This is a genomic window from Streptomyces sp. NPDC099050 (genome assembly GCF_044759865.1).
GTDB lineage: Bacteria > Actinomycetota > Actinomycetes > Streptomycetales > Streptomycetaceae > Streptomyces.
On record NZ_JBIWAE010000002.1, the window covers coordinates 283434 to 299570 of the forward strand.

A 16137-nucleotide genomic window follows, 5' to 3' on the forward strand; every position below is an offset into this window, starting at 1 on the left:
ATCCGGGGATCGGGCCCGATCGGCGGGACCCGACAGGGACGCCTAGACCTGGTAGCGGTCCGGGGCGAAGAGGTGGAGGTGGGCGGCTATCCAGTCCGAGGTGCGGGTCAGGCCCTCCTGGAGGGAGACCTCGGGCTTCCAGCCGGCCCAGTCGCGGGCCCGGGCGTTGTCCGACAGGAGGCGCTGGACCTCGCTGCCCGCGGGACGCAGCCGGGCCGGATCGACGACCACCTCCGCGTCCCGGCCCGAGGCCGTGATCAGGGCCCGGGCCAGGTCGCCGATGGAGATCTCCTCCCCGGTGCCGAGGTTGACCACCTCGCCCAGGGCCCGGTCGCATTCCGCGACGGCGAGGAAGCCCGCGGCGGTGTCGGTGACGTAGGTGAAGTCACGGGTGGGCGCCAGGGAGCCGAGGCGGACCTCGCGGGCGCCCGAGTGGAGCTGGGCCAGGATGGTGGGGATGACCGCGCGGGCCGACTGGCGGGGGCCGTAGGTGTTGAACGGCCGGACCACCGTGACCGGAAGCTCGAACGCATGGTGGAAGGAGAGCGCCATCATGTCCGAGCCGATCTTCGACGCGGAGTACGGGGACTGCGGCTGGAGCGGGTGGCTCTCGGAGATCGGGGCGGTCAGGGCCGTGCCGTAGACCTCGCTGGTGGAGGTGTGGACGAGCCGGCGCACGCCGTGGCGGCGGCAGGCCTCGGCCATGTTCTCGGTACCGGTGACGTTGGTCTGGACGTACGCGCCGGGCGAGGCGTAGCTGTACGGGATCCCGATCAGCGCCGCCAGGTGGAAGACCGTGTCGCAGCCGGCCACCGCGTCGCTGACCCGGCCCGCGTCGCGGACGTCGCCCGCCCACATCTCCACGGACCCGTCCGGATCGGCCAGGTAGCGGGCCAGGTGGCCCTTCTCGGCGTACGGCTTGTAGTGCACGAAGGCGCGGACCTTCGCGCCCCGCGCGACCAGCAGGTCGACGAGCGTGGAGCCGATGAACCCCTCGGCGCCGGTGACCAGGACCGTACGGCCGCTCCAGTCGGCGGGGGTGCGTGCCGGGGTGAGGCTGAGCGTGGGGGTGGGCTCGGGCGTAGGGGTGGGCGTGGTCATACGAGCTCCAGGGGAGTGGGGGAGAAGGAGGGGAAGCCGGCCACCCGCAGGACCTGCGAGGCCAGTAGTTCGGCGGCCCGTGCGTGCGGGCCCGGGTCGGCCGCGCCGGCCATCGCCGCCAGCCGCGCCGGGTCGGCCAGCAGCGGGCCGAGCAGCTCCGCGAGGCGCTCGGCCGTGGCCTCGGCGTCCGCCAGCAGGAGGCCGGCGCCCGCGTCGGACAGCACCCGGGCGTTGTGCGTCTGGTGGTCGCCCGGGGCGTACGGGTAGGGGACCAGGACGGCGGGGATCCCGGTCGCGGCGAGCTCCGCCACCGTCGCCGAGCCCGCCCGGCACACCACCAGGTCGGCGGCCGCGTAGACCAGGTCCATCCGGTCCAGGTACGGCACGGCGTGCGCGATCCGGCCCCCGCCCGAGGCGGACAGGGCGGCCACCGTGTCCGCGAGCGTGGCCGGACCCGTCTTGATCAGCAGCTGTACGTCCTCCCGCGCCTGCCAGGCGGCCGCCAGCCCGGCCGCGGCGGAGGTCAGGCGTACGGCGCCCAGGCTGCCGCCGTTGAACACCACGAGCCGCCGCCCGTCCGGCACCCCGAGCTCCCGCCGGGCCCGAGCGCGCAGGGCGGCCCGCTCGGGGCGGGACCGTCCGGCCAGTCCCGACAGCGCGGCGGAGATGGGCATTCCGGTGGTCAGCGCCCGCGCCCCGCCCGCCAGGTGCTCCCGGCTGCGGTCGAAGGCCACCGCCATGTGCGGGGTGAGTCGGGCCGCGAACTGGTTGGCCCGGCCCGGTACCGCGTTGGACTCGTGGATCACCGCCGGCAGTCCGGCCAGCCGGGCCCCGAGCACGGCGGGGGCGCTCGGATAGCCGCCCATGCCGACGGCCACGTGCGCGCCCTGCGCCCGGATCACGGCCCGCGCCTGCCCGGCCGAGCGCAGCAGCGCCGCCGGGAGGAGGAAGCGCCTGGCGCCCAGCGCCGGGTCGAAGGGGATCATGTCCACGGTGTGCAGGCGGTAGCCGGCCGCCGGGATCAGTTCGGTCTCCAGCCCGCGTTGGGTGCCGATGAACGAGATCGTCGCGTCCGGGACGGCGGCGCGCAGCGCCTCCGCCAGGGCGAGGCCGGGATAGATGTGGCCGCCGGTGCCGCCCGCGCCGATCACGACGGAAAGCGATGAGGGGGAGGGTGAGGAGGTCATGGACGCAGACTTCCGGTGCGCCCTAAGAAGGTTCTAAGAGGTTCTCCCGGAGCATTTGGGAGGCTTTGCCGCATGCAGCGGATTCTGGTGGTGGACGACGAGCCCGAGGTGCGGGCCGCCGTCGAGGACGGCCTCGCCGTCGAGGGGTACGAGGTGCGCGGCGCGGCCGACGGGCTGGCCGCGCTGTCCGAGGTGGCCCTCTGGCAGCCGGACGCGATGGTCCTCGACGTGATGATGCCGGTGCTGGACGGGCTCGCCGTGTGCCGGCAGCTGCGGGCGGTGGGCGACCGTACGCCCATCCTCGTCCTCACGGCCCTGGACGCGGTGAGCGACCGGGTGGACGGGCTGGAGGCGGGCGCCGACGACTACCTGGTCAAACCGTTCGCGCTCGACGAGCTCGTGGCCCGGGTACGGGCCCTCCTGCGGCGGGCCGCCCCCGACGATCCGGCCGGGGGCGCGCCCGTGCTCGCGTACGGGGACCTCGTCCTCGACCCGGCCACCCGCACCGGGCGGCGCGGCGAGCGGCCGCTGGAGTTCAGCCGAACCGAGTCGGCGCTGCTGGAACTGCTGCTGCGCCACCCCGGGCAGGTGCTGCCGCGCGAACTGGTCCTGGAACTGGTGTGGGGCCGGGACTTCGGGCCGGACTCCAACTCCCTGGCCGTCTACGTCGGCTACCTGCGCCGCAAGCTGGAGGCGGGCGGCGAGCCCCGGCTGGTGCACACCGTGCACGGGGTCGGCTACCGGCTGGACGCCGCGTGAGTGGGCGGGGATCCGGCGGGGGATCCGGTGCGGGGCCCGGCGCGGGGCCCGGTGGGGGATCCGGTGCGGGATCCGGTGCGGGATCCGGCGCGGGGCCCGCTTGGGGATCCGGTGCGGGGCCCCGCGCGGGATCCGGGTCCGGTGCGGGGTGGCGGCGCAGGTGGCCGTTGCGGACCCGGCTGGCGCTGGCCGTCACCGCCGCGGTGGCCTTCGTGGCCCTCGGCGTGTGCACGGCCGCCTTCCTCGAAGGGCGGGCCGCGCTCTACCAGCAGCTCGACCTGAGCCTGACCCAGGCCGCGCGGCTCGCCGCGAAGCAGTACGGGGACTCCCCGCCCGGGGTCGCCTCCTGGGACTGCCGGTACCTGGCCGCGCCCGCCTGCGCGCAGATCGTTCCGGTCGACCCGCGCAAGGACCCGGGAGGAGGGAAGAGCGCCTACCGGATGCCGGTGGCCCCGGCCACCCGGCTGGTGGCCGCGCGGGAACTGGCCCCCTTCTACACGGACATCGTCGTCGAGGGGCATCCCGCGCGGATGCTCACCACCGACTTCCTCAAGGACCGGGCCCTCCAGGTCGCGGTGCGCTCCGACTCGGTGGAGACCGGCATCGACCGGGCCGCCCGCCGGCTCGCCGTCACCGCCGCGGGCGGGGTGCTGCTCGCCGCGCTGCTCGGGTACTGGGTCGCGCGGACGGGTCTGGCGCCGGTCACCCGGCTCACCGCCACCGCCGAGCGGATCGCCGCCACCAGGGACCCGAGGCACCGGATCGAACTGCCGGCCCCCGGGCGCGGCCGCGAGGACGAGATCACCCGGCTGGCCGGGAGCTTCAACACCATGCTCGGGGAGCTGGAGCAGTCCGTCACCGCGCAGCGGCGGCTCGTCGCGGACGCGTCGCACGAGCTGCGGACCCCGCTGACGGCGCTGCGCACGAACGCGGAGCTGCTGGCGCGGGGGGACCGGCTGACGGCGGAGCAGCGGGAACGGGCCTCGCTGGCGCTCGGGAGGCAGCTGCGGGAGGTGACGGGGCTGGTCAACGACCTGATCGAGCTGGCCCGCGACGAGGAGCCGCAGCTGCTGGTGGAACAGGTGCGGCTGGCTCCGCTGGTGGAGTACTGCGTGGGGGCCGCGCGGGCGCACTGGCCGGGGGTGGCGTTCCGGGTACGCGTCCCGGCGGAGCCCGTGGTGGTGGCGGGGGTGCCGGCGCGGCTCAGCCGGCTGCTGGGGAACTTGCTGGACAACGCGGCGAAGTTCAGCCCGGGCGGGGCGGAGGTGGAGGTCGGCCTGGTGGTCCGGGGCGGGGCCGCGGAGGTGACCGTACGGGATCACGGGCCGGGGATCTCGGACGAGGATCTGCCGTACGTCTTCGACCGGTTCTACCGGGCGGGGGCGGCGCGGGCCCTGCCGGGGTCCGGGCTGGGGCTGGCGATGGCCCGGCAGATCGCTCGGGCGCATGCCGCGGAGCTGGTGGCCGAGGTCGCCCCGGGCGGGGGTGCGATGTTCCGGCTGACCTTCGCGGTCCCCGGCTGACACCGGCCCTGTTCACGGCCCTCCGGGGCGGAGTCCCCGCTGCGGCCGTTGCCGCTGCGCGGGGCGAGGTCCCCTACCCTCCCCCAGACTCCGTCCGCGGGGACCCCCGGTTCCACCGTTCCCCGGGGCTGCGCCCCGGACCCCCTGGGGCTCCGCCCCAGACCCCGGTCCTCAAGCGCCGGACGGCTGAAAGGACACACCCCGGACGGCTGGGTGGGATTACTGGGAAGGCGGGAGGGTCGCCTCCGTTGTCGCGATGTGGGGGAGGGCGTACGGGTGGTGGGTCGTCAGCCAGGTGATCAGGCGTTCGCGGACCGCGCAGCGGACGGTCCAGACGGCGTCGCCGTCCTTCGCCGTGACCACCGCGCGGACCTGGATGGTGTGCGGGGTGGTGTCGGTGACGGCCAGGGAGCCGGTGCGGCCGTCCCATTCCGGGATGTCCTTCAGGATCCGCTGCAGCTGCTCGCGCATCAGGTCCACCGGGGCGCTGTGGTCCAGGTGCCAGAACACGGTGCCCGTCATCTGCGCGCCGCCGCGCGACCAGTTCTCGTAGGGCTTGCTCGTGAAGTACGCGACCGGCATCGTGATCCGGCGCTCGTCCCAGGTGCGGACCGTGAGGAAGGTGAGGGTGATCTCCTCGACCGTGCCCCACTCCTTGTCCACCACCACCGTGTCCCCGATCCGGACGGTGTCGCCGAAGGCGATCTGGAGTCCGGCGAAGAGGTTGCCGAGGGCGGCCTGCGCCGCGATGCCCGCCACGATGCCGAGTACGCCCGCCGAGGCCAGCATCGAGGTGCCGACCGTCCGCATCTCGGGGAACGTCAGGAGCATCGCGCCGAGGGCCACCACGATCACCACCGCCGTGACCACCCGCTGGATGAGGGTGACCTGCGTGCGGACCCGGCGGACCCGGGCCTGGTCGGAGGCGTCGGCGGCGTAGCGGGCGTACGTGGAGTCCACGATCGCCGTCGTGATGCGCACCAGCAGCCACGCGGCCGCCGCGATCAGGACCAGGGTCAGCACGTGCCCGGGGCCGTCCGCGCGCCGGCGCACGGCCTGGAGCAGGGAGGCGGCCAGGACCACCAGGAACGGCGGGCGGCAGCGGCGCAGCAGCCCCCACAGCGGGGTTTCGCTGTGCCGGGCGTCGGCGCGGCGCAGCAGCAGGTCCAGCAGCCAGCCCGCGAGCAGGGTGATGGCCAGGGTGCCGGCGACGGCCGCGATCGGGCGCAGGAGGGAGTCCGTGTCCATGCAGGCCAACGTAACCGGAGGGGGTCGCTCGAAGCTGGCACGATGGGGGCATGAACATCATGCTTTTCCATTCGACCTACGGGCTGCGGCCCGCCGTGCGGGAGGCGGCCGACCGGCTGCGCGCGGCCGGGCACCAGGTCCAGGTGCCGGACCTCTTCGAGGGACGCACCTTCGAGACCGTCGAGGAGGGCATGGCCCACCGGGACGCGATCGGCCGTGACGAGCTGCTCAAGCGGGCGGTCCTGGCCTCGGCCCCCTATTCCGACCAGGGCCTGGTCTACGCGGGCTTCTCCTTCGGCGGTTCGGTCGCCCAGCACCTGGCGCTCGCCGACGAGAAGGCGCGCGGGCTGCTGCTCCTGCACGGGACGGCCGACCTGGAGGAGAACTCGTACGTCGACGAGCTGCCGGTGCAGCTGCACATCGCCGACCCGGACCCCTTCGAGCCGCACGACTGGCTGACGGCCTGGTACCTGCGGATGCGCAAGGCCGGGGCGGACGTGGAGGTCCACGGCTATCCGGGGGCCGGGCACCTGTTCACCGACCCGGGGCTGGACGACTACGACGCCGAGGCCGCGGAGCAGGCCTGGGCGGTCGCCCTCGCCTTCCTCGACGGTATTTAGACGGTATCTAGACGCCATTCGGGCGTTATTCGGGCGTCATTCGGGCGCGGACGCGAGGAAGGGGCCCCGCTCGCGGGGCCCCTTCGTCATGCGTGCGTCAGGCGCGGTACGCCGTCCACATGCTCTTCATGCGGGTCACCTGGCCCGCGGTGAACTGGTACATGCAGGAGTCGTACGTGTAGTCCATGAAGTTGTGGATCGGGTCGACGCCCGCCTTGCTGGCGCAGGTGTCCCGTCCGGTCGGGCACTCGAAGGCCGCGCTCTTCTCGGCCGGGGTGTCCGAGACGGAGTCGCCCGCGCCGTTACAGCCGCCCTGGAAGGTGTGGTAGAGGCCCAGCCAGTGGCCGACCTCGTGGGTCGCGGTGTCGCCCTCGTTGTAGTTGGCGGCGGAGCCGCCCGGCAGCGAGGTGTCCAGGACGACCACGCCGTCCATCTTCGGCTGGGAGGCGTAGGAGCTGGGGAAGGTGGCCCAGCCCAGCAGCCCGCCGGAGAGGTTGGCGGTGTAGAAGTTGAGGGCGTTCGCGCCGCCCTGGCGCAGGGTGTTCTTCATAGTCTTCTCGGCCGTGGAGCCGGAAGCCAGGTTGTACCAGCTCGCGTTGTCCGTGTAGTCGGTGCCCGCCAGGGTGAACTGGTAGGTGCTGTCGACGTTTCCGGTGCCCTGGCCGGCGAAGGCCGCGTTCAGGACCGCCAGCTGCTTGCTGATGTCGGTGGCCGTCAGCTTTCCGGTGGTGCCGGAGTGGATGACGTGGAAGTACACGGGGATGCTCGTGGCGGCCTCGGCGGCGCGCAGGCTGCGGGGCTCCTTCGAGATCTTGTCCAGCTTCGCCTTGAGGTCGGCGTCCATGGCCTTGGACTGGGCCTCGGTGACCTCGTTCGGCTCGGCCGCGTGCTGGTCCTTCGGGCGCGCCACACGGGCGTTGGCCGCGGCGCCGGAGGCGTCCTCGGCGCACACCTCCGCGCCGGTCTTGGCGGCCGCGACCGTGGTGGGGGCGGCGAGCGGGGTGAAGGCCAGGGTGCCGGTGAGTACGGCGGCGCCCATCAGGCGGCGGCGAAGAAGGGGGGATATGCGGGCAAGAGCGCGCACGTGTGCTCCTCGCGAGTGGGGGGTTGAGCGGGAGGGATCTCCTCAGCTGGCGGGAATCTTACGTGCGCATGTCATAAACAGGTCAAGTGGTCTACGTAAAAGATTTGTTGCTTCTGATGACGAAGGGGCACCTGGTCTACGCCAAGTGCCCCTCCACGCAGGAAATCCGGCCGAATGTCAGCGCACCGGCCGGTCCGCCCGTTCGACCTTCTGAGTCCCGTTCAACGTGCGGTACGAGCGCGCCCAGGCGGCCGTGGCGTCCTGGCGGCGCTTGTCCGAAACCACGTAGTAGTCCATCTGGGAACGCTCGGCGGTCACGTCCAGCACGCCGTAGCCGTGGGCGTCCATGTCCAGCCATTTCACGTGCCGGTTGGCCGCCTTGATCGCCGTCTCGGCGACCAGTGAGGCCGTGTCCGCCGGGACGTGCAGCAGGTCGTCGACGTTGTCGGAGGTCACCGACGTCACCACGAACTCCACGCCCGCCGACCGCGACCACGGGTAGGTGGCCGCCGTCACCGGGACGTCGTTCGCCCAGGCCATGTGGATGTCGCCGGTCAGGAAGACCGTGTTGCGGACGGAGCGGTCCGTCAGATGTCCCAGCAGCTCCCGGCGGTCGTCCGTGTACCCGTCCCACTGGTCCACGTTGACCGCGAGGCCGCCCGCGGGCAGGCCGAGCAGCTCGGAGAGGGGCCCCAGCAGGTGCGCGGGCAGCGAGCCGAAGGCCACCGGCGAGATCATCACCGAGGTGCCCACCAGCTTCCAGGTGGCCTGCGAGCCGGCCAGTCCGGCCTTCAGCCAGTCCAGCTGGGCCCGCCCGGTGATGCTGCGCTCCGGGTCGTCCACGGCGCCGCTGCCGATGCCCGCCTGCTGCGAGCGGAAGGTGCGAAGGTCCAGCAGGTGCAGGTCGGCGAGGGTGCCGAAGCGCAGCCTGCGGTAGACGGTGCCCTCGGTGGAGGTGCGCACCGGCATCCACTCGAAGTACGCCTGGCGGGCGGCGGCCGCGCGGGCCCCGAAGGAGCCCTCGGTGGCGGGGTCGTGGTTCTCGGCGCCGCCGGACCAGGTGTCGTTGGCGATCTCGTGGTCGTCCCAGATCGCGATGACCGGGTGGGCCTGGTGCAGGGCTTGGAGATCGGGGTCGGTCTTGTACTTCCCGTGCCGGGTGCGGTAGTCGGCCAGGGTGAGGATCTCGTGCAGCGGCTCGTGCTGCCGTACGACGTACTTCGGCTCGGGGTAGCCGCCGCTCTTGTACTCGTAGATGTAGTCGCCCAGGTGCAGGACGGCGTCCAGGTCGGCCCGCGCGGCCAGGTGGCGGTACGCGGAGAAGTACCCGGCCTCCCAGTTGGCGCAGGAGACCACACCGAAGCGGACCCCGGCGGGCGCGGTGGTGGCGGCGGGGGCGGTACGGGTGCGCCCGGCCGGGGAGACGGTGCTGCCGGCGGTGAACCGGTACCAGTACGCCGTCTGCGGCCGCAGGCCCCGTACATCGGCCTTGACGGTGTGGTCCGAGGCCGCGCTCGCGGTGACGGTGCCGCTCGCGACGATCCGGGAGAAGGCCTTGTCCTCGGCGACCTCCCAGCCCACCGCGACGGCCGGGCCCGCGCCGGAGCCCGGTACGGCCGCGGCGGTCGGGGTGACGCGGGTCCACAGCAGGACCCCGTCGGGGAGCGGGTCGCCGGAGGCGACGCCGTGCAGGAAGGAGGGGGTGTCGTCGGCGGTGGCGGCGTGGGCGGCTTCGGCGCCCAGCGCGGCGATCGGGACGAGGGCCGCCGTGGCCGCCGCGGCCAGGACGACCGTACGGCGGCGGGGAGTCGGCACGATCGCCGATTCCGGGGAAGAAGGGGAGAGTTGACTGGTCACGGATGATCATATTACCGACGGGTATCGGATCGGTGCCAGACCTGTGAAGGCAACGGACGGGCGAACTCTGGGAGTTCGCCCGTCCGCCGGGGGTGCCGCGAGGAGGAACGGTCAGCCGGCGGTGGCCTTGTCGATCGCCGCCGTGAACGCCTCGGGCGTCTGCGGCAGCGGGTCGATCTTCTTGCCGTCCACCTTCAGCGTCGGCGTGCCCGTCACCCCGCTCTTGTCGAAGGTCTTGGACATCTCCAGCGCCCACCGGTCGTAGGTGCCGTCCTCGACCGCCTTCTTGAACTCGGCGTTCCCCTTGAGCGCCGGTACCTGGTCCGCGACCGACAGCAGGTAGTCGTCCTTGGCGAACTTGTCGTCCTTCTCCTCCGGGTGGTTCGCCGCGGAGTAGAGGGCCGTCTTGTACTCCAGGAACGCCTCGGGGCTCACGTTGAGGGCCGCGCCCAGCGCGCTCAGGGCGTTCTTCGAACCGGAGCCGGGGAAGCCCTTGTCCAGGAAGGTCGCACCGACGAACTGGATCTTGTACTTGCCGGCGTCGAGGTCCTTCTTGACCTGCGGGCCGACCGCCTGCTCGAAGCTCGCGCAGACCGGGCAGCGGGCGTCCTCGTACAGCTCCAGGGTCTTCTTGGCGTCGGCCTTGCCGATGACCACCGTCGTGTTGTTCTCGCCCGAGGTGTTCTTCGGCGCGACCAGCGGCGCGTCGGCGGCCTTCTCCCAGGCGCTCGGCTTGCTCGACTGGACGACGGCGTAACCGACGCCGCCGGCCAGGGCGAGGGCGGCCACGACGCCGCCCGCCACGAACACCTGCCGGCGGACCTTGGCCCTCTTGGCCTGCTGCTCGCGCTCGATGCGCAGCTTCTCGCGGGCCGCCGCCTTGTTCGCCTGGCTGTTGCGTGCGCTCATCGTTGTCTCCGTGGGGTGTGGCTCCGCGGTGGAGCCGGCTGGAAGGGGGGACTGTCCTCGTACGTCAGGCGCCGGTGAAGGCGCCGTGTGCGCGAGGAGGTCCCCGCCGTCCCACGGAATGCACGGGGAAGCGGGTACGGGCCACCGTGCTGCGCAGCGCCGCCGGAAGCGAGAGCCGTACCGGGGCCAGGGCCCGCGCGGCACGGGCCGAGGCCATCCGCAGCGGGCGGAAGGCGCAGGCGGACGCCGCGCGCAGCAGCCGGCCGAGCGCCCGCTCCCCGCGGTGCAGCCACAGCGAGGCGAGCAGTCCGACCGATACGTGCGCGCCCAGCAGCAGCCAGGGCGTCCACGGTCCCGGTGCGGGCAGCAGCGCGGCCGGGCCGGCGGGCCCGGCCGCCTCGGCCAGCGCACCGCCCACCGGGCTGCCGCCGCAGAAGTCGGCGAGCCCCATGGCGCGCAGCGGACCCGAGACGGGGCCGCCCGCGGGGCCGTAGCAGAGGTGCTGGCCGGCGGTCAGGACGGTGTCGGCGGCCAGTTCCAGGGGAACGAGCAGCCCGGCGATGTGACCGAGGCCCCGCTCGCGTCCGGCCAGGGCGAAGGCGATCGCGAACACCGCCGCGAAGGCCCCTCCCACCAGGGCGGGAGGCAGCGGCACCCGGGACATCAGGACGTGCGAGCCGGTCGAGAGCAGCACGACGACCGCGCTGAACAGCGCGGCCCGCAGCCCTCGGAGACCCACCCCGGATATGTCCATCGTCGCGAGTGTGCCACGAGTCCCTGTGAGGACGGGGCCCTAGGTCCCCTCTAGGGGAGGATCCGGCCGTTGCGGAAGAGGTCCACGAAGATCTGGTGGTCGGCGCGGGCCCGGGCGCCGTAGGCGTGGGCGAAGTCCACCAGCAGGTCCGCGAAGCCCTCCTCGTCGGCGGCGATGGCCGCGTCGATGGCCCGCTCGGTGGAGAACGGGACCAGCGTCTGGCCGCTCTCCTGCTCGTCCGCCGCTCCGTGCATGGTCGCCGTGGCCCGGCCGAGGTCCGCGACCACGGCCGCGATCTCCTCCGGGTCGTCCAGGTCCGACCAGTCCAGGTCCACCGCGTACGGGGAGACCTCCGCGACCAGCTGCCCGGCCCCGTCCAGCTCCGTCCAGCCGAGCCACGGGTCGGCGTGCGCCTGCAGGGCCCGCTGGGAGATCACGGTGCGGTGCCCCTCGTGCCGGAAGTAGTCCCGCACCGCCCGGTCGGTGATGTGCCGGGAGACGGCCGGGGTCTGCGCCTGCTTGAGGTAGATCACGACGTCGTTCTCCAGGGCGTCGCTGTGCCCCTCCAGCAGGATGTTGTACGAGGGCAGGCCCGCCGAGCCGATCCCGACGCCCCGGCGGCCCACCACGTCCTTGACCCGGTAGGAGTCCGGGCGGACCAGGGATTCGTCGGGCAGGGTCTCCAGGTACCCGTCGAAGGCGGCGAGCACCTTGTACCGGGTGGCCGCGTCCAGCTCGATCGTCCCGGGGCCGGGGGAGAAGCGGCGCTCGAACTCGCGGATCTCGGTCATCGAGTCGAGGAGCGAGAAGCGGGTGCGGCGCCGCGCGGCGCGCAGGGCCTCCAGCAGCGGGCCGTCGGCGGTGTCCAGGGTGAAGGCCGGGACCTCGTCGTTCTTCGCCCCGGTCGCCAGCGCGTGGATGCGCTCCCGGTAGGCGGCCGCGTAGATCCGGACCAGCTCGCTGATCTGGTCGTCGCTGAGCGCCTTGGTGTAGCCGAGCAGGGCGACGGAGGCGGAGAACCGCTTCAGGTCCCAGGTGAAGGGGCCGACGTAGGCCTCGTCGAAGTCGTTGACGTTGAAGACCAGCCGGCCCTGCGCGTTCATGTAGGTGCCGAAGTTCTCGGCGTGCAGATCGCCGTGGATCCACACCCGGCCGGTGCGCTCGTCCAGGTAGGGGCCGCCGTGCCGCTCGCGCTCTAGGTCGGCATAGAAGAGGCAGGCGGTGCCCCGGTAGAAGGCGAAGGCCGAGGCCGCCATCTTGCGGAACTTGACGCGGAAGGCCGCGGGGTCCGCGGTGATCAGCTCGCCGAATGCGATGTCGAACACGTCGAGTATCTGCTCGGCGCGCTGCTCGTCGGTCGTCTCGGGAACCGCCATGGCGGGTGCCTCCAGGTGGTGCGGGGTGGATCGCATTTCGGACACTGCCGTTGGGTCGTGCAACGCATGACCGTACCCGTCAGTGCCCGTGTTCTGTCACTGGGGCCACGTAGGATTCATAGCTGCCGCCCCTCTCTCCCCGCCCGGAGGCCCCCACCGTGACCAAGACGCCGTTCACGCACCTGCACGTCCACACCCAGTACTCCCTGCTGGACGGTGCCGCGCGGCTGAAGGACATGTTCAACGCGTGCAACGAGATGGGCATGACGCACATCGCCATGTCCGACCACGGCAATCTGCACGGGGCGTATGACTTCTTCCACACCGCGAAGAAGGCCGGGGTCACGCCGATCATCGGCATCGAGGCGTACGTGGCTCCGGAGTCCCGGCGCAACAAGCGGCGCATCCAATGGGGCCAGCCCCACCAGAAGCGCGACGACGTGTCCGGTTCCGGCGGTTACACCCACAAGACGATCTGGGCGGCGAACTCCACCGGGCTGCACAACCTCTTCCGGCTGTCCTCCGACGCGTATGCCGAGGGCTGGCTGACGAAGTGGCCGCGCATGGACAGGGAGACCATCTCCCAGTGGTCGGAGGGCCTGATCGCCTCCACCGGCTGCCCGTCCGGCGAGCTGCAGACCAGGCTGCGCCTCGGCCAGTTCGACGAGGCCCTGAAGGCGGCGTCGGAGTACCAGGACATCTTCGGCAAGGACCGGTACTTCCTGGAGCTGATGGACCACGGCATCGAGATCGAGCGCCGGGTCCGCGACGGGCTGCTGGAGGTCGGCAAGAAGCTCGGCATCCCGCCGCTGGTGACGAACGACTCGCACTACACGTACGCGCACGAGTCGGCCGCGCACGACGCCCTGCTCTGCATCCAGACCGGCAAGAACCTCTCCGACCCGGACCGCTTCCGCTTCGACGGCACCGGCTACTACCTGAAGTCCACGGAGGAGATGTACGCCGTCGACTCCTCGGACGCCTGGCAGGAGGGCTGCCGCAACACCCTCCTGGTGGCCGAGCAGGTCGATACCACCGGCATGTTCGAGGCCAAGAACCTCATGCCGAAGTTCGAGATCCCCGAAGACGGCTACACCGAGGTCACCTGGTTCAAGGAGGAAGTGCGGCGCGGCATGGCCCGCCGCTACCCCGGAGGCGTCCCCGAGGACCGGCAGAAGCAGGCCGAGTACGAGCTGGACGTCATCATCCAGATGGGGTTCCCGGGCTACTTCCTCGTCGTCGCCGACTTCATCATGTGGGCCAAGAAGCAGGGCATCGCGGTCGGCCCCGGCCGAGGCTCCGCCGCCGGCTCGATCGTCGCGTACGCCATGGGCATCACCGACCTCGACCCGATCACCCACGGCCTGATCTTCGAGCGGTTCCTGAACCCCGAGCGCGTCTCCATGCCCGACGTCGACATCGACTTCGACGAGCGCAGGCGCGTCGAAGTGATCCGGTACGTGACCGACAAGTACGGCGACGACAAGGTCGCCATGATCGGCACGTACGGAAAGATCAAGGCGAAGAACGCCATCAAGGACTCGGCCCGGGTCCTCGGCTACCCGTACGCCATGGGCGACCGGCTCACCAAGGCCATGCCCGCCGACGTCCTCGGCAAGGGCATCGACCTCAACGGCATCACCGACCCCTCGCACCCGCGCTACGGCGAAGCCGGCGAGATCCGGGCGATGTACGAGAACGAGCCGGACGTCAAGAAGGTCATCGACACCGCCCGCGGCGTCGAGGGCCTGGTCCGCCAGATGGGCGTGCACGCCGCCGGCGTGATCATGTCCAGCGAGCCGATCGTCGACCACGCCCCGGTCTGGGTGCGGCACACGGACGGCGTGACGATCACGCAGTGGGACTACCCGCAGTGCGAGTCGCTCGGCCTGATCAAGATGGACTTCCTGGGCCTGCGCAACCTCACGATCATGGACGACGCCGTCAAGATGGTGAAGGCCAACAAGGGGATCGACCTCGATCTCCTGGGCCTGCCGCTCGACGACCCCAAGACCTTCGAACTGCTCGGCCGCGGCGACACCCTCGGCGTCTTCCAGTTCGACGGCGGGCCCATGCGCTCCCTGCTGCGCCTGATGAAGCCCGACAACTTCGAGGACATCTCCGCCGTCTCGGCCCTGTACCGGCCGGGCCCGATGGGCATGAACTCGCACACGAACTACGCCCTGCGCAAGAACAAGCAGCAGGAGATCACCCCGATCCACCCGGAGCTGGAGGAGCCGCTCAGGGAGATCCTCGGCGTCACCTACGGCCTCATCGTGTACCAGGAGCAGGTCCAGAAGGCCGCCCAGATCATCGCCGGCTACTCGCTCGGCGAGGCCGACATCCTGCGCCGCGTGATGGGCAAGAAGAAGCCCGACGAACTGGCGAAGAACTTCGTCATCTTCGAGGCCGGCGCCAAGGAGAAGGGCTTCAGCGACCAGGCGATCAAGGCGCTGTGGGACGTCCTGGTCCCCTTCGCCGGCTACGCCTTCAACAAGGCCCACTCCGCCGCGTACGGCCTGGTCTCCTACTGGACCGCCTACCTCAAGGCCAATTTCCCGGCCGAGTACATGGCGGGCCTGCTCACCTCGGTCAAGGACGACAAGGACAAGTCCGCGATCTACCTGAACGAGTGCCGCCGGATGGGCATCAAGGTGCTCCCGCCGAACGTGAACGAGTCGGAGGCGAACTTCGCCGCCCAGGGCGACGACGTGATCCTCTTCGGCCTCACGGCCGTGCGCAACGTCGGCACCAACGTCGTGGAGTCGATCATCAAGAGCAGGAAGGCGAAGGGGAAGTACTCCTCCTTCCCCGACTTCCTGGACAAGGTCGAGGCCGTCGTCTGCAACAAGCGCACGGTCGAGTCCCTGATCAAGGCCGGCGCCTTCGACGAGATGGGCCACACCCGCAAGGGCCTGGTCGCCCACCACGAACCGATGATCGACAACGTGGTCGCCGTCAAGCGCAAGGAGGCCGAGGGGCAGTTCGACCTCTTCGGCGGAATGGGTGACGAGGACGCGAGCGACGAGCCCGGCTTCGGTCTCGACGTGGAGTTCTCCGACGTCGAGTGGGAGAAGTCCTACCTGCTCGCCCAGGAGCGCGAGATGCTCGGGCTCTACGTCTCCGACCACCCGCTCTTCGGCCTGGAGCACGTCCTGTCCGACAAGACGGACGCCGGCATCTCCCAGCTCACCGGCGGGGAGCACGGCGACGGCGCGGTCGTCACCATCGGCGGCATCATCTCGGGCCTCCAGCGCAAGATGACCAAGCAGGGCAACGCCTGGGCCATCGCCACCGTCGAGGACCTGGCCGGCTCCATCGAATGCATGTTCTTCCCCGCGACCTATCAGCTCGTCTCCACGCAGCTGGTCGAGGACACCGTCGTCTTCGTCAAGGGGCGCCTGGACAAGCGCGAGGACGTCCCCCGGCTGGTCGCCATGGAGATGATGGTCCCCGACGTCTCGAACGCGGGGACCAACGCCCCCGTCGTCCTCACCATCCCCACCGTCAAGGTCACCCCGCCGATGGTGACCCGGCTCGGCGAGATCCTGCGCCACCACCAGGGCAACAGCGAGGTCCGCATCAAGCTCCAGGGGCCGCGCACCACCACCGTGCTCCGGCTCGACAAGCACCGGGTCAAGCCGGACCCGGCGCTCTTCGGCGACCTCAAGGTGCTGCTCGGCCCGTCCTGCCTGGCCGGCTAGGCACCGCCCACTCCG

General features: G+C 71.6%; 12 protein-coding genes. 4 read left to right on the forward strand and 8 right to left on the reverse strand.

From position 1 onward, the window contains the following. Positions 1-42: 42 nt before the first annotated feature. Both ACIQV3_RS04275 and ACIQV3_RS04280 read right to left on the reverse strand, forming a co-directional pair. Positions 43-1101 (reverse strand): SDR family NAD(P)-dependent oxidoreductase, encoded by a 1059-nt coding sequence (locus ACIQV3_RS04275; protein ID WP_403709594.1) that lies wholly within the window; start codon positions 1099-1101, stop codon positions 43-45. Then, positions 1098-2288, reverse strand: coding sequence for a UDP-N-acetylglucosamine--N-acetylmuramyl-(pentapeptide) pyrophosphoryl-undecaprenol N-acetylglucosamine transferase (locus ACIQV3_RS04280; RefSeq protein WP_403709596.1), 1191 nt, complete (start codon positions 2286-2288; stop codon positions 1098-1100). The genes ACIQV3_RS04275 and ACIQV3_RS04280 overlap by 4 nt, the downstream gene beginning before the upstream one ends. A gap of 72 nt (positions 2289-2360) precedes the next feature. On the opposite strand from ACIQV3_RS04280, the gene ACIQV3_RS04285 reads away from it, so the two are divergent. Beyond that, positions 2361-3047, forward strand: coding sequence for a response regulator transcription factor (locus tag ACIQV3_RS04285; RefSeq protein ID WP_403709598.1), 687 nt, complete (start codon positions 2361-2363; stop codon positions 3045-3047). 167 nt (positions 3048-3214) lie between these two features. Then, a complete protein-coding gene (locus tag ACIQV3_RS04290; RefSeq protein ID WP_403709600.1) occupies positions 3215-4570 on the forward strand; it encodes a sensor histidine kinase in 1356 nt (451 codons plus the stop codon). Positions 4571-4789: 219 nt separating this feature from the next. On the opposite strand, the gene ACIQV3_RS04295 is transcribed toward ACIQV3_RS04290, so the two are convergent. Beyond that, the gene (locus tag ACIQV3_RS04295; protein WP_403709602.1) at positions 4790-5818 is read right to left on the reverse strand and encodes a mechanosensitive ion channel family protein; all 1029 of its coding nucleotides are present in this window, start codon (positions 5816-5818) and stop codon (positions 4790-4792) included. A 50-nt stretch (positions 5819-5868) separates the two neighbouring features. Between ACIQV3_RS04295 and ACIQV3_RS04300 the strand changes: the two genes are divergently transcribed. Continuing rightward, complete coding sequence (locus ACIQV3_RS04300) at positions 5869-6438, forward strand: dienelactone hydrolase family protein (protein WP_403709604.1); 570 nt, start codon at positions 5869-5871, stop codon at positions 6436-6438. Positions 6439-6535: 97 nt separating this feature from the next. On the opposite strand, the gene ACIQV3_RS04305 is transcribed toward ACIQV3_RS04300, so the two are convergent. The 5 genes from ACIQV3_RS04305 to ACIQV3_RS04325 form a co-directional block, all read right to left on the reverse strand. After that, complete coding sequence (locus tag ACIQV3_RS04305; RefSeq protein ID WP_403710140.1) at positions 6536-7477, reverse strand: zinc metalloprotease; 942 nt, start codon at positions 7475-7477, stop codon at positions 6536-6538. Positions 7478-7699: 222 nt separating this feature from the next. Continuing rightward, complete coding sequence (locus tag ACIQV3_RS04310; RefSeq protein ID WP_403709606.1) at positions 7700-9379, reverse strand: alkaline phosphatase D family protein; 1680 nt, start codon at positions 9377-9379, stop codon at positions 7700-7702. Positions 9380-9490: 111 nt separating this feature from the next. Then, positions 9491-10288 (reverse strand): DsbA family protein, encoded by a 798-nt coding sequence (locus ACIQV3_RS04315; protein ID WP_403709608.1) that lies wholly within the window; start codon positions 10286-10288, stop codon positions 9491-9493. A 64-nt stretch (positions 10289-10352) separates the two neighbouring features. Continuing rightward, positions 10353-11042 (reverse strand): hypothetical protein, encoded by a 690-nt coding sequence (locus ACIQV3_RS04320; protein ID WP_403709610.1) that lies wholly within the window; start codon positions 11040-11042, stop codon positions 10353-10355. A 50-nt stretch (positions 11043-11092) separates the two neighbouring features. Next, positions 11093-12418 (reverse strand): DUF2252 domain-containing protein, encoded by a 1326-nt coding sequence (locus ACIQV3_RS04325; protein ID WP_403710142.1) that lies wholly within the window; start codon positions 12416-12418, stop codon positions 11093-11095. Positions 12419-12576: 158 nt separating this feature from the next. Between ACIQV3_RS04325 and dnaE the strand changes: the two genes are divergently transcribed. Beyond that, positions 12577-16122, forward strand: a complete 3546-nt coding sequence (dnaE, locus tag ACIQV3_RS04330) for a DNA polymerase III subunit alpha (protein WP_403709612.1) — start codon at positions 12577-12579, stop codon at positions 16120-16122. The last annotated feature ends 15 nt before the right edge of the window (positions 16123-16137 follow it).

What these genes read in the sequence shown, in the direction of transcription:
- ACIQV3_RS04275 (WP_403709594.1), bottom strand. Translation starts at nt 1,101, where the DNA reads ATGACCACGCCCACCCCTACGCCCGAGCCCACCCCCACGCTCAGCCTC.
- ACIQV3_RS04280 (WP_403709596.1), bottom strand. Translation starts at nt 2,288, where the DNA reads ATGACCTCCTCACCCTCCCCCTCATCGCTTTCCGTCGTGATCGGCGCG.
- ACIQV3_RS04285 (WP_403709598.1), top strand. Translation starts at nt 2,361, where the DNA reads ATGCAGCGGATTCTGGTGGTGGACGACGAGCCCGAGGTGCGGGCCGCC.
- ACIQV3_RS04295 (WP_403709602.1), bottom strand. Translation starts at nt 5,818, where the DNA reads ATGGACACGGACTCCCTCCTGCGCCCGATCGCGGCCGTCGCCGGCACC.
- ACIQV3_RS04300 (WP_403709604.1), top strand. Translation starts at nt 5,869, where the DNA reads ATGAACATCATGCTTTTCCATTCGACCTACGGGCTGCGGCCCGCCGTG.
- ACIQV3_RS04305 (WP_403710140.1), bottom strand. Translation starts at nt 7,477, where the DNA reads ATGGGCGCCGCCGTACTCACCGGCACCCTGGCCTTCACCCCGCTCGCC.
- ACIQV3_RS04315 (WP_403709608.1), bottom strand. Translation starts at nt 10,288, where the DNA reads ATGAGCGCACGCAACAGCCAGGCGAACAAGGCGGCGGCCCGCGAGAAG.
- ACIQV3_RS04320 (WP_403709610.1), bottom strand. Translation starts at nt 11,042, where the DNA reads ATGGACATATCCGGGGTGGGTCTCCGAGGGCTGCGGGCCGCGCTGTTC.
- ACIQV3_RS04325 (WP_403710142.1), bottom strand. Translation starts at nt 12,418, where the DNA reads ATGGCGGTTCCCGAGACGACCGACGAGCAGCGCGCCGAGCAGATACTC.